The sequence below is a fragment of the Siccirubricoccus deserti genome (assembly GCF_014283215.1).
In the GTDB taxonomy this organism is placed as follows: domain Bacteria; phylum Pseudomonadota; class Alphaproteobacteria; order Acetobacterales; family Acetobacteraceae; genus Siccirubricoccus; species Siccirubricoccus deserti.
Genome location: NZ_JACOMF010000075.1, coordinates 1 through 12,135, shown reverse-complemented (window position 1 = coordinate 12,135; position 12,135 = coordinate 1). Strand labels below are relative to the sequence as shown.

9 protein-coding genes and 3 pseudogenes are annotated in these 12,135 nt (G+C 70.6%); 7 read left to right on the top strand and 5 right to left on the bottom strand.

What is annotated here, in order from left to right; translation table 11 throughout:
- Positions 1-313: 313 nt before the first annotated feature.
- The 4 genes and pseudogenes from H7965_RS26095 to H7965_RS26080 form a co-directional block, all read left to right on the top strand.
- Positions 314-502 (top strand): annotated as a pseudogene (locus tag H7965_RS26095) (transposase); the annotation flags it as partial.
- A 413-nt stretch (positions 503-915) separates the two neighbouring features.
- Positions 916-2,235 (top strand): annotated as a pseudogene (gene recD2 / locus H7965_RS26090) (SF1B family DNA helicase RecD2); the annotation flags it as partial.
- 5 nt (positions 2,236-2,240) lie between these two features.
- Positions 2,241-2,948, top strand: coding sequence for a DUF2161 family putative PD-(D/E)XK-type phosphodiesterase (locus H7965_RS26085; protein WP_186773474.1), 708 nt, complete (start codon positions 2,241-2,243; stop codon positions 2,946-2,948).
- Between the two features lie 476 nt (positions 2,949-3,424).
- Positions 3,425-4,465, top strand: coding sequence for an SDR family oxidoreductase (locus tag H7965_RS26080; RefSeq protein WP_186773473.1), 1,041 nt, complete (start codon positions 3,425-3,427; stop codon positions 4,463-4,465).
- 29 nt (positions 4,466-4,494) lie between these two features.
- On the opposite strand, the gene H7965_RS26075 is transcribed toward H7965_RS26080, so the two are convergent.
- The 4 genes from H7965_RS26075 to H7965_RS26060 form a co-directional block, all read right to left on the bottom strand.
- Positions 4,495-5,007 (bottom strand): hypothetical protein, encoded by a 513-nt coding sequence (locus H7965_RS26075; protein ID WP_456308200.1) that lies wholly within the window; start codon positions 5,005-5,007, stop codon positions 4,495-4,497.
- 1 nt (position 5,008) lies between these two features.
- Positions 5,009-6,865 carry a glycoside hydrolase family 15 protein gene (locus tag H7965_RS26070; RefSeq protein ID WP_186773472.1) on the bottom strand — a complete coding sequence of 619 codons (1,857 nt, stop codon included), beginning with the start codon at positions 6,863-6,865 and terminating at the stop codon, positions 5,009-5,011.
- Between the two features lie 107 nt (positions 6,866-6,972).
- Positions 6,973-7,554, bottom strand: coding sequence for a cytochrome b (locus H7965_RS26065; protein ID WP_229682800.1), 582 nt, complete (start codon positions 7,552-7,554; stop codon positions 6,973-6,975).
- 374 nt (positions 7,555-7,928) lie between these two features.
- A complete protein-coding gene (locus H7965_RS26060) occupies positions 7,929-8,996 on the bottom strand; it encodes a spore photoproduct lyase family protein (RefSeq protein WP_186773471.1) in 1,068 nt (355 codons plus the stop codon).
- A 481-nt stretch (positions 8,997-9,477) separates the two neighbouring features.
- Between H7965_RS26060 and H7965_RS26055 the strand changes: the two genes are divergently transcribed.
- Together H7965_RS26055 and H7965_RS26050 are read left to right on the top strand one after the other, a co-directional pair.
- Entirely contained in the window at positions 9,478-11,373 is a 1,896-nt protein-coding gene (locus H7965_RS26055) for a DEAD/DEAH box helicase (protein WP_229682801.1), read from the top strand.
- On the top strand, positions 11,370-11,543 hold the full coding sequence (locus tag H7965_RS26050; RefSeq protein WP_186773469.1) for a hypothetical protein: 174 nt from the start codon (positions 11,370-11,372) through the stop codon (positions 11,541-11,543). The genes H7965_RS26055 and H7965_RS26050 overlap by 4 nt, the downstream gene beginning before the upstream one ends.
- Here H7965_RS26050 and H7965_RS32065 read toward each other — a convergent pair.
- Positions 11,486-11,671 carry a VOC family protein gene (locus H7965_RS32065; protein ID WP_390624617.1) on the bottom strand — a complete coding sequence of 62 codons (186 nt, stop codon included), beginning with the start codon at positions 11,669-11,671 and terminating at the stop codon, positions 11,486-11,488. The two genes, H7965_RS26050 and H7965_RS32065, sit on opposite strands and share 58 nt — an antisense overlap.
- Before the next feature lie 210 nt (positions 11,672-11,881).
- On the opposite strand from H7965_RS32065, the pseudogene H7965_RS26040 reads away from it, so the two are divergent.
- A pseudogene (locus tag H7965_RS26040) lies at positions 11,882-12,010 on the top strand (helix-turn-helix domain-containing protein); the annotation flags it as partial.
- Positions 12,011-12,135: the final 125 nt, after the last annotated feature.

The following is a 12,135-nucleotide window of genomic DNA, read 5'->3' as shown; positions in this document are numbered from 1 at the left end:
GCGGCGCGAAGCATAGGATCACCGCGGCGAAGCGGGCCGGCAGGGTCAGCATGGGGGCGGTCCTCTGGCCAGGACGCCACCAGCCTATCTGCTCACCCGCTCCGCCGCCTTACCCCGGAAATGGCCAAACTCGAGCTCAGGTTGTGTTTTGTATCGGTGTCATCGGCGGCTGACGGTAGCGTCCGCGGAGGTGGTGGAAATTCCGGTTTTGGCCGGGGTGTAGGGCTGGGGTGGCCATCGGACTTAGCGGCTAGGGTGGAGTTGCGAGGCTCCCACCCCTGACCGGCCGAGGACCCGATGAACCGAGGACAGACTGCCACTGGCGGAGCTGCTGGCGAAAGCCGGAGACGCTGACTTCCTTCGCAGCGTCGCCGAGGCGGTGTTGCAGATGCTGATGGAGGCCGATGTGGAGGGCCTGATCGGCGCCGGGCGGCATGAGCGCACCGGCGAGCGGCTGAACTACCGCAGCGGCTTCCGCAACCGCACGCTGGACACCCGGCTGGCGGGAGCGGCCTTGATGGCGGCCTGCGGCGGCCGGACCGCCGCAGCAGGCTGCGCGGGAACTTTTCTGGCCGCTCGGCTTTGATGCTTTGTGCGGCGCAGCATATCGCTTGCGCTTCGGTGCCGCCGAGATTATGAGCGCAAGCAGCAGGCAACCCGAGGTTTTCGAGTTGTCCGCCTTTCTTGGACGTTTCCTCCCTAAACTCGGCGGCGCCTAGCGGTGCCGCCTTTTTTTGCCTACGCAGGAGGAACGTGGCTGAGGAATGTGTGCCACCCTTTGCCTTCACAAGCAACTTAATGCTGAAGGGTTGGCCAGTCGTTGCAAGAAAATGGCGCCCTGGGCGCTTTCATTTTTGTGGTCACGGCCTTATCTGCGGCGCTAACCTCGCGGTGTAACCGACACGGGTTTCGCCAGAGGAGATCATCGCCGAACGGCTGCACGCCCTGGCCATCGGCCGGCCACCTTGGCCGGAGATCGATGCCGAGAAGGCGATCCCCTGGGTCGAGGGCCGGACCGGCCTTGAACTGGCCGCCAGCCAGCGTGATGCGCTGCGCCTGGCGCTGCGCTCCAAGGCGCTGGTGATCACCGGCGGCCCGGGCGTCGGCAAGACGACATTAGTGAACTCCATTCTGCAGGTGCTGCGGGCCAAGGGGGTGGAAGTTGCTCTCTGTGCACCCACGGGGCGGGCGGCCAAGCGTCTGAGCGAAAGCACCAAGCTGGAGGCGCGAACCATCCACCGCCTGCTGGAAGCCGCCCCCAAGACCGGCGGCTTCAAGCGCGGTGAGGAAAGCCCGCTGGCCTGCCAGCTGCTGGTGGTGGATGAGACCTCGATGGTGGACGTGCCTCTCATGCGCGCCCTGCTGCGTGCGCTGCCAAAAGATGCAGCGCTGCTGCTGGCCGACATCATCGCTTCCGGGGCGGTGCCGGTGGTGCGGCTGACCGAGGTGTTCCGTCAGGCGGCCGAGAGCCAGGTGATCGTCAACGCCCACCGCATCAACGCCGGCAAGATGCCGGAGCTGAAGGCGGTCCGGGATTCCGACTTCTTCTTCGTCGAGGCAGCGGATCCGGAGGAGGGCGTGCACAAGCTGCTGGCCGTGGTGGGAAGCCGCATTCCGGCGCGCTTTGACCTCGACCCCGTACGCGATGTCCAGGTGCTGTGCCCGATGAACCGTGGCGGGCTGGGTGCACGGTCGCTGAACGTCGCGCTGCAGCAGGCGCTGAACCCGCCCGGTGAGGTCAGGGTGGAGCGCTTCGGCTGGAGCTACGGGGTGGGTGACAAGGTGATGCAGGTGTCCAACGACTACGAGCGCGACGTGTACAATGGCGACCTCGGCATGGTGTCGGCGATCGACCCCGAGGCGGGCGAGCTGGTGGTCAACTTCGAGGGGCGGGACGTGGTGTACGGCTTCGGGGAACTGGACGAGCTGGTGCTGGCCTATGCCACCACCATCCACAAGAGCCAGGGCTCGGAGTACCCGGCGGTGGTGATCCCGCTCACCACCCAGCACTACGCCATGCTGGCCAGGAACCTGCTCTACACGGGCGTGACCCGTGGCAAGCGGCTGGTGGTGCTCGTCGGGCAGCGCCGGGCGCTGGCGATCGCGGTGAAGAACGGTAGCGCGCGGCGCCGTTGGTCTAAGCTCGGCGAGTGGCTCGGCGGGGCCGTGCCCAGCCCGAAAAGCCAAAAGCGACCGCAGGAGCGACCGTCGCGCAGCACCATTGCCGCGGGCTGACCACAATGTCCCGACGTTCTCCTGAAACCTCCCTCTACGCGGCGGTGAAGGCGCATCTGGAACGCCTGGGCTATGAGGCCAAGGGCGAGGTCTGCGGGTGCGACATCGTGGCAGTGCGGCCGGGCGAGCCGCCCTTCCTCGTCATCACCGAATTGAAGATGGGCTTTACCCTCGAGCTCGTCTTGCAAGGGGTCGACCGCCTGGCCGCCGCTGACGAAGTTTGGCTGGCGGTCAGGTCCTCCCGGTGCGGGCGGGATCGGGACCGCCGGGTCCATCGGCTCTGCCGCCTGCTTGGCTTCGGCCTGCTCGCGGTTGATCCCGCCCGTCACGCCGTCGAGGTACTTGCCGCACCGGTGGCCTATCGGTCCCGGACCAACCTCAAGCGTCGTAGCCTGCTGCTACGCGAGCACGGACGGCGCCAGGGCGATCCTACGCAAGGCGGGGCGTCACGCACCCCGATCATGACGGCCTACCGCCAGCAGGCACTGGCTTGCGCCGCGGCATTGGGGGAGGGGCCTCGGCGGCCACGCGAATTGAAGGCCATTGCACCCGAGGCTGGCCGCATCCTGCTGCGCAACGTGTATGGCTGGTTCGAGCGCGCCGAGCGCGGGGTGTACCGTCTTTCTACATCGGGCAGGCAGGCTCTTCTGCACTGGACGGCGGATCCGAATGACGAGCGCATCGCAATATCGCCGGCGGGTGTTGCGGCGTAGCTCACCGAAGCTTCGCTCCGAACCCAGAGACCACGTCAAGAAGCAACCAAGGGCTCGCGGCCTTAGGGTCCGCTCCGCGCCCAAGACGGTCCTGCAGCCTCCGTAGCTGGCCGCTCCGAAGCAGACATCCGGTCGGAACGGTGTCTCGACCGTCGTGAGTCGAACCCGGCGGACCGGTCTGCGGGCAAGGACCACGGCTCAGGGCGGATACTTGTCCTGCAAATCGCGTTGCGTTGGTTGCGCGATCCGCCGGAGAACCGAACCGTGAGCACCGAGAGCGAGGTAGGACAGGACCTTGCAGTCCCGCATCCCCTGTTGCGCCGGCGTGTCTGCGCCGACCGCGGACGCGACTCGGGTGACACGGACGGACAGGCTACCACCCACGAGGCACAGACTACGCGAGGCCTCCCCGGCCCGCGCGGGCGAGCGGCGGGGCAGGCTCGTCGGACCGCGCGTACGGTCTCGGCAGGGGCGGCATGACGCGCCCGGGTACCGCAACCGGGAGCGTGGTGATCACCGGCGCGTCTGCCGGTGTCGGCCGCGCGGTGGCAACCGCTTTCGGGCGCCGGGGTTGGAACGTGGGGCTCATCGCCCGCGGGGAGGAGCGCCTGGAGCGAGCACGGCAGGAGGTAGAAGCGCTGGGCGGCCGGGCGCTCGTGCTGCCGGCCGACGTGGCGCAGGAGACCGCGGTGCAGGCCGCTGCCGACCGCGCCGCCGCGGCCTTCGGCGGCATCGACGTGTGGGTCAACGGCGCCATGGTCACCGTCTACTCCGTGGTGGAGCACATGTCGGCCGACGAGATCCGACGGGTTACGGAGGTGACCTACCTTGGCGCGGTCCACGGCACCCTGGCGGCGCTGCGGCACATGCGGCGTCAGGAGGGGCGCGGCACCATTGTGCAGGTCGGCTCCGCCCTGGGCTATCGCGCCATCCCGCTGCAGGCGGCCTACTGCGGCGCGAAATTCGCGATCCGCGGCTTCACCGACGCCCTCCGCTGCGAGCTGCTGCGCGAGCGCAGCCGCATCCGGCTGACCATGGTGCAGCTACCCGCGGTGAACACGCCGCAGTTCGGCTGGGCGCGCAGCCGCCTGCCGCGCCGCCCGCAGCCGGTGCCGCCCATCCACCAGCCAGAGGCGGTGGCCGAGGCGATCTACCGGGCGGCCCTCGACGCGCCGCGGGAGCTTTGGGTGGGCGGCCCCACCGTGCAGGCGATCCTCGGCGCCATGCTGGCGCCCGGACTACTGGATCGCATCCTGGCTAAGCGCGCCTACGAGGGCCAGATGACGCCGGAGCCTGCACTGGCCGGCGCTCCCGACAACCTGCTTGGGCCCGTGCCCGGCGAGCAGGGCGTCCACGGCCGCTTCGACGCGCGAGCTAGGCAGGGTGTCGTGTCGGTGGACCCTGCGGCGCTGCGCGCGGGCCTGGGCGCCGCGGCGCTGGCGGCCGTGCTCGGCCTAATCGCCGCCCTCGGAAGTAGCGGTTGGTCTCTGCGGCGCCACCGAGGGCCGCTGCCCTGAGCCGGTTTGCGCGGCCGCAGGAGGTCCGGTCAGCCTAGGCCGCCCTGAAGCTGCGCCAGGCCGCCGAGCGTGGCGCCGTAGACGGCCTGTCCAAGCAGGGTCGTGAGCGGCGTCCGTAGGCCGTAGTTGGTCCCCATGAAGCCGGGCGGCTCGAGTTGCCGCAGCTCCGTCGGCCCGTCGTACTCGGACGCCATACGCGGGTGGAGGTAGGGTAGCAGCGGCATGGCGGCGACTAGCAGGAACAGCCCGTGCAGTGCCCCGACCAAAGCACCGAACCACCAGCTGCAGAGTCCCAGGCTGGCGAACAGCAGGAAGTAGGCGAAGGCGAAGAGCCAGCCGCCCAGCGTGTAGAGCGCAAAGCCCAGCACTACCGCCCGCCGCCGGTCGCTACTGAGGAAGGTGCCGGCCAGGAAGGGCAGGCTTAGCCGCGATAGGCCGAGCCCCTGGGCGCCCTGCAGCACCGTGGTCATCGCCACCGTCGCCAGCAGGCCCCAGAGCAGCAGGTCCGGCAACTGCCAGGGGAGGTCGGGGAGCATCGACACCTCAGCCACCCTCCTGACGTGCCCGCGCCAGGGCGAGGGCGGCGTTGATCAGGCCGACATGGGTGAAGGCCTGCGGGAAGTTGCCGAGCGCGGCGCCCGTGCGGGGGTCGACCTCCTCGGCGAGGAGCCCGACGTCGTTGGCGAAGGCGAGCAGCTCGGCGAAGCGCCGCTCCGCCGCCTCGAGCTCACCACGGCCGACCAGGTTGTCCACCGCCCAGAAGCCGCAAATGCCGAAGGCCCCCTCCGGGCTGGCGAAGCCGTCGTGCCCCACCTCGTAGCGCAGCAGCAGACCGCGGCCGCGGCCGAGCCGCTGCTCCACGAAGTCGTAGGTGCCGCGCATGCGCGGATCGGCGGCGGGCCGGTAGCCGAGACAGGCCATCAGCAGCAGCGCGGCGTCCGGCGCCTCCCCGTTCAGGTCGGCGGTGTAGCTCCCGAGCGCGGAGTTGAAGCCGCGCGCCTCGATTGTCTCGGCGATCGCCGCCCGCTCGCGGCGGAACCCGGCCTCGTCCGGCATCCGGAGGTGGCCGCGCGCCTGCAGGTCGAGCAGCCGGTCGAGGGCGAGCCAGCAGAGCACCTTGGAGAAGGTGTGCTGGCGCGGCGGGCCGCGCAGCTCCCAGATGCCTTGGTCCGGCTTGCGCCAACGCCGACAGACCGCGCGCCCCAGGCCGGCGAGCGCCCGCGCCTCGTCCCGCTGCAGCCTGCCCCCGCCCAGGACGTAGTCGTGCGCCGCGAGCACCACCTCGCCGTAGACGTCGAGCTGCACCTGGTCCCAGGCCCCGTTGCCGATGCGGACGGGCCGCGAGCCGCGGTGGCCGGCGAGGTGGTCGAGGCGGCACTCGCGCAAATTCGTCCGGCCGTAGACGTCGTAGACCGCCCGCAGCTCCGGCCAGGTCAGGCGGGTGGCGTGCAGCAGCCAAGCGAGGAAGGCCCGCGCCTCGTCGCGCAGGCCGAGGCCGGTGAAGGCGCGCATGGTCAGCGCCGCGTCCCGCAACCAGCAGTAGCGGTAGTCCCAGTTGCGCTCGGCGCCGGGCCATTCGGGCAAAGACGCCGTGGGTGCCGCCACCACCGCCCCCGAGAGCGCAAAGGTCAGCAGCTTCAGGGTGACGGCGCTGCGCAGTACGGCGTCCCGCCACGGGCCGTCGTAGCGCAGCCCACTGCTCCAGCCCTCCCACCAGTCTAGCGTGGCACGCAACCGGCGCTCCGCGGCCTCGCCGAGCGGCGGCACCACGCCGATGTCGCCCTTAGCGTAGGAGAGCGACAGGGCGCGTCGCTCGCCTGCGCCGATGCGGGCCCTGCCCCGCAGCCCCGCCCCGTCCGGGGTGGGCTGCAGCGGGAAGTCGGCGTGGAGCAACAGCGCCTCGTCGCCCCAGGCGCAGGCCCAGCCCAGCGCGCCGCGACGGGCGAGCCGCGGCTTGGTACGGACATAGTCGGGCCTTGGCTCGAACAGGACCTCCAACTCCACCGTGCCCTCGACGCCCTCGACAAGGCGCAGCACCTCGCGCATCGGGGCCAGGGCGCCGGTGCCATCCGGGACGGGCAGCAGGTCGGTGACGCGGACGGTGCCCTGCCCCGTGCGGAAGCTGGTCTCGAGCACGCCGCTGCAGCCGACGTAGCGGCGTGCGGTCGTGCAGGGGTCGGTGGGGCAGAGGGCGAAGCGCCCACCGCGCTCCTGGTCCAAGATCGCGGCGAAGACGCTGGGGCCGGAGAAGTCGGGCAGGCAGAGCCAGTTGATGGATCCCCGGCGCGAGACCAGCGCGGCGGTGCGGCCGTCGCCAATGAGGGCGTAGTCCTCGATGGCCGGGGCGGCACAGGTGCCGGGCGCGTCGGGTGCCCACCCGCCCGGTATTGCCTCGGGCATCACCGCTGCGCCTCCTCGCCGGCTGCCGCTGCGGACGCCGGGTTCGGACCCACCAGGCGCCGATCCGGCTGGGCGCGTGGAGTAGGTGGTCGCGGCATCCGCCGCGCCTAGAGCATCTTCCGCAGGGTGCCGTCGCGGCGGACGAAGTGGTGCCAGAGCGCTCCGCTCACGTGCAGGACGATCATGGCCACCAGGCTCCAGGCCATGATCCGGTGGATCAGCGTCAGCGTCTCGGCCAGCGGCACGTCCTTGCCCACCGGGTCCGGGAGCGGGACCAGCCAGAACCAGGTCAGGGGGAAGCCCCAGGCGTTGGTGGCCAGGAAGCCCACCACTGGCATCGTCAGGAGCCAGAGGTAGAAGGCCGCGTGGTTGAACCGCGCCACAGCCTTCAGCAAGTTTGGCATGTCGGCCGGCAGCGGCGGCGGCGGGTGACCGAGGCGCCAGGCGAGGCGCACGAGGGTCACCAGCCAGATCGTCACGCCGATGCTCTCGTGGAGGGTGTAGAGGCGCAGCTTGAAGGCCTCCTCCTCCGGCCGGCCGTAGGCGATCCAGAGGCCGAGCCCGGCGGCGGCGAGGATCAGCGCCACCGTGACCCAGTGCAGCAGGCGCGAGGTGGCGTCGTAGCGGGTCGGGGCGTGTCGCTGCGCCGGCATCTCCCCGGTTCGGCCTGCGGTGCTGGTCGTGGACATGTGCGGCCTCCTGCTTCCCGGGCGCCGGAGATCTGGTCGGAACGTAGCCGGGCCGAAGGCTTAGATGCGGGAGCGCCGCCGAGGTTCCCGCTTCCCGCTACACGGATCGCGGCGCAGGGCCAGCCCTAGGCGCCATGAGCCTTCCTCGATTGTCAGGCACATGTCAGCCGTCCACCCGGGCTCGGTCGAGCCATTCCCTTTGCTCTCGAACTCCTGGGGGTCTGTGGCGTGCTACGCCTCCTCCATGGTCCGCTATCCTCCTGCCAGTTCGGTGGCGTTCCCCCCTAGCCTCGCCATCAGACCAGGACAGCGCCGCGGCGGTTGCCAGCGCGCGCCTCGGCACCCAGGGGCGGACGGGACGGACCTCGGCGGCATCAAAAGGCATAGCGCACCCGGCAATAGGGCATGCGTGCGGCGAGCAGGTCGAGCAGGCGCTGCAGCCAGCGCCCCTTCCAGCCCGTGCGGTAGCGCAGGTTCGCGGCGCCGGACTCGCTCCGCTTTTCCTCCTGGATATCAGGGCGCCAGAGCAGCTCCTCCGCCTTCGGGTGCCAGGCCAGGTTCACCTCGTGCAGCGCAGCATTATGGGTCAGCAGGATGACCTCGGCAGCAAGCCGGTCCTTCAGCGCAGCCGGCAGCGCGTCGTCCAGCTCCTCGAACAGCGCGCCCCACTCCGCCTCCCAGCCCTCGCGCAGCACGACCGGGGAGAAGTTGAGCTGGACCTCGTAGCCGGCGCGGTGCAGCTCGGGCAGCGCAGCGATGCGGGCCGCGACCGGTGCGGTTCGCACGTCGAGCAGCTTCGCCATGCCGTGCGGCATCAGCGACATGCGGATGCGCGTGCGCCCCTGCGGGTCGTAGCCGAGCAGCGCCGGGTTCACCCATTTGGTGGCGAAGCTGCCCTTGGCGTTGGGCAGGCCGCGAAACAACGCCACCAGGTCGCGGACGTTGTCTGACACCAGCGCGTCTACGGAAAGATCGCCGTTCTCGCCGAGGTCATAGACCCAGTCGCGCTCGTCCACCTGGTTCGGTTGCGGCTTGCGGCCGAGCTGTGCGGCATGGCGGGCCGTGGCTGCGGCGATCTCGTCGATGTTAGCGAAGACCGTGATCGGGTTGGCATGGCCTTTGCGCCGCGCAACGTAGCAATAGGCGCACGCCATCGCGCAGCCATTCGAGGTGGAGGGCGCAATGAAGTCCGCGCTGCGCCCGTTCGGCCGGAAGCCGAGGCCCTTCTTGACGCCAAGCACCAGCGTCTCCCGCTTCGGCCGCAGGAAGTCGTCGGGGTCGGCGTCGCGCAGTTCGGGAATGCGCCAGTGGGAGGCGACCTCGATGTGCTCCGCCGCGGGGAAGCGCGCCAGGATCTTCGCGCCACGCGGCAGCACGGCGGCAGAGGGCTCAAGGTAGATGCGGCGGATGTCGAGAAGGGGCAGCGGAGCAGGGCCGGTCATCGACAAGGATATGGCGACGCGAAGCTGGAACGTCATCCAGGCGGGCCTGGCCAGGCCATGGTGCGTATGGAGCCGATCGATCGCCGCTTCCGGCCCAGCACTTCGCCACAGCCTGCGATCAGATCCGCCTACTCGGTCGCCTCTGCCACGACCGCGCCTTGGGGCGGCGTTACTGTGCCGCCGAAGTCTCGCATCTTGCTCATCTGGGATGCGGATCCCGGTCCGGGACTTACCGCCAGCTTGGGGCTGATCCACCTTCGCGCCAGCCCCTTGTGTGCCCGACAGCCGCCAAGGATCCCGCGTCTTGATGTCAGCTGCCCATCGCGCTGGCGGCCGTCGAGCCCGGCGGTTGTGCAATCGATGCAGCGCGACGCGACGCCCTGGCGCCGCTGCACGATGCTTCCGCCCACAGCACGGGGCTCGACAGGGATTCCCCCCTGAATCAGACTCCTGCACCTTAATTCGCAAGGTGATTCTCCGCGTGCCGCCACGCCAGTTGCGCAGTCACCAGGCCGAGACCCTCGCGGTGATGCGCGCCATCGCCGCGGGCGAGGCGGGTGGGGTGCGCGATGTGCTGGCCGCAGTTACCCCGGGCGGCGGCAAGTCGCTGCTGCCGGTGCTGGCGGCGCAGGCGTTGATCGCGGCCGGGATCTGCGCGCGCATCTGCTGGGTGGTGCCGCGCGACAGCCTGCGGCTGCAGGCCGAGGAGGCCTTCGCCGACCCCGCCTGGCGCACCGCGCTGGGCCACCGGCTTTCGGTCCGCGCGGCGGAGAACGCGCCGGACCCCTGCCGCGGCCTGGATGGCTACGTCACCACTTACCAGGGTGTCGCCGCCGCGCCGGACCTGCACCTGGGCGAGTTCCGCCGCCACCCGACCCTGCTGGTGGTGGATGAGGTACACCATCTGCCCGCCCCTGGTGCCAGCGGCGCCGGCCCGCCGCCGGACGACGCCGCCGGCTGGTCGGCAGCGATCGAGCCGCTACTGGCCACCGCGACGGTGCGGCTGCTGCTCTCCGGCACGCTGGAACGGGCCGATGGCCGCCGCATCCTCGGTCTGCCCTATCGCCGCGGCACCGCGGGGCGGGAGGAGGTGGACCTGGCCGCCCCAGGCCTCGCCGTGGTCGGCTACAGCCGGGCCCGGGCGCTGGCGGAACGCGCGGTGCTGCCGGTCTCCTTCGGCGCACTGGATGGCGAGGCGAGCTGGCTGGGACCCGAGGACGGCAAGGGCGAGCGGCCGCATCTCGGTCCGCACCGGCTGCGCGCCCCGGCACCGCATGAGACGACGCGCCCTGCCCTGTTCACCGCACTGCGCACCGGCTTCGCCGAGGCGCTGCTGCGCCGCGCCTTCCTCGCCACCCGCAGCCTGCGTGCGGAACGGCGGAACAGCCTCGGCATCCCACCAGGCGTCGCGGCGCGGGGCCTTGGCAAGCTGCTGGTGGTGGCGCCGGACCAGGGCCAGGCGCGGCGCTACCTGGAGGTGCTGCGCCGCTGGGTGCCGCCGCAGCAGGCCGAGACGGCGGCGCTCGCGGTTTCCGACGAGCGCGGTGCGCATGAGACCTTGGCCGCCTTCCGGCTGACGCCCGAGCCTTCCATGCTGGTCACCGTCGCCATGGCCTATGAGGGGCTGGACGCGCCGGAAGTGGCCGTGGTGGCGGCGCTGACCCATGTGCGGTCCCGCCCCTGGCTGGAGCAGATGGTGGCGCGGGCAACCCGGGTGGACCCGCAGGCCGGCCCCTACGAGGCGCAGCGCGCCACGGTGTTCCACCCGGACGACCCGCTGTTCGCCCGCTTTCGCTGGCGGATGGAACGCGAGCAGGGCACCCGCGCCAAGCTGCCCCGCCCGTCGCGCCAGCCGGCCCTGCCGCTTCCCGATTGGCTGCAGGAGGAACTGGCCGAGACGCGCGAGCGCCAGGGCATCGTGCCGCTGGAAAGCAACGCCTTGGCGCTCAGGCTTTCCACCCTGCGGCCCGGTCCGGATCTCGCATCCGGCCTCGCTGCGGCACGCGAGCCGGCGCCGCAGGGCGAGTTGCTGACGCCGCCCTCGGTGGCGGAGCGGCGGCTGCGGCAGCGCCTGGGCGAGCTGGTCGCCGCCCAGGCGGTGGAGGATATGGCCGAGGGCACCGCCGGGGCAGTGGCGCCGCCGCGCGGGGCTGGGCTCTATCACGCCTACAACGCTGCGCTGAAGCGGGCGACTGGTGGCAAGGCGCGTACCGAGATGTCGCTGGCGGAGCTGGAGGCGGCAGTGGAATGGCTCGGCCGCAATCGGCTGCGGGACCATCTGCACCTGCTGGAGGGTGACCACCGCTTCGGCTGGCGCGCCAGGCCGCGGGGCGAGTGGCGGCCACCGGTTGGCCGGCCGGCGAGGCAGCGAGCGTGACGGTCAAGCTACTCCGCCGGCGCCTTCTCGATGGCGCCGCGACGCTGTCGATCCGCGGCGACGGCATGATCCACCCCAGCCAGTCATTGGGCGTGTCCGTTCAGCAAGGATGCTATGTGGCGCAAGTTGGCGTCGAGGGCGACAAGGGCCTCGCAAAGCTGAGTTCGTGACCATCCGGGTCGGTCAGGTGGAAGAAGCGCTCTCCCCATTCGGCATCGCGGGGTGCGGTGGCCGGGTGGCATCCCGCCGCGAGCGCCCGCTCATAGAGCGTGTCGACATCGGCGACGTGGAAGATCATGCGTCCCCACCAGCACCAACGCCGCTGCGCGGGTTGGAGGACGAGGTTCAGATAGCCGCTCCCGGCTTGAAGGCTGGTGAAAGACGAAGCTTCGCCGCCGTACACAGCGTCGAACGCTAGAGCGGTTTCCGAGCTGAATGAATCAGGGGGTATTCCCCGACGCGGGCTGGATCTGATTCAAACTGTCTGTCGGCGAGGAGGCCGACAGGCATGTCAAAGGCGCTGTCGGTGGACCTTCGGGAGCGGGTGGTAGCTGCGGTCGCAACGGGAGCCTCTTGCCGAGCGGCGGCGGCGCGGTTCGGGGTCAGCGCGTCGAGCGCGATCCGCTGGTGCGCCAGGGACTGTCGGGATTTTCGTGTGTTGCCGGTCATGAGGGAAAGAGAGGATCTCCCCCATGGCTCGAAGGAAAGCGCCGCACATAGCCGATGAGTTGCTGGATCAATTGCTCTCCGGCACGGATGCCG

Coding starts and splice junctions, on each gene's coding strand:
- H7965_RS26070 (WP_186773472.1), bottom strand. CDS start 6,865: ATGCCCGAGGCAATACCGGGCGGGTGGGCACCCGACGCGCCCGGCACC.
- H7965_RS26065 (WP_229682800.1), bottom strand. CDS start 7,554: ATGTCCACGACCAGCACCGCAGGCCGAACCGGGGAGATGCCGGCGCAG.
- H7965_RS26060 (WP_186773471.1), bottom strand. CDS start 8,996: ATGACCGGCCCTGCTCCGCTGCCCCTTCTCGACATCCGCCGCATCTAC.
- H7965_RS26080 (WP_186773473.1), top strand. CDS start 3,425: ATGACGCGCCCGGGTACCGCAACCGGGAGCGTGGTGATCACCGGCGCG.
- H7965_RS32065 (WP_390624617.1), bottom strand. CDS start 11,671: ATGATCTTCCACGTCGCCGATGTCGACACGCTCTATGAGCGGGCGCTC.
- H7965_RS26085 (WP_186773474.1), top strand. CDS start 2,241: ATGTCCCGACGTTCTCCTGAAACCTCCCTCTACGCGGCGGTGAAGGCG.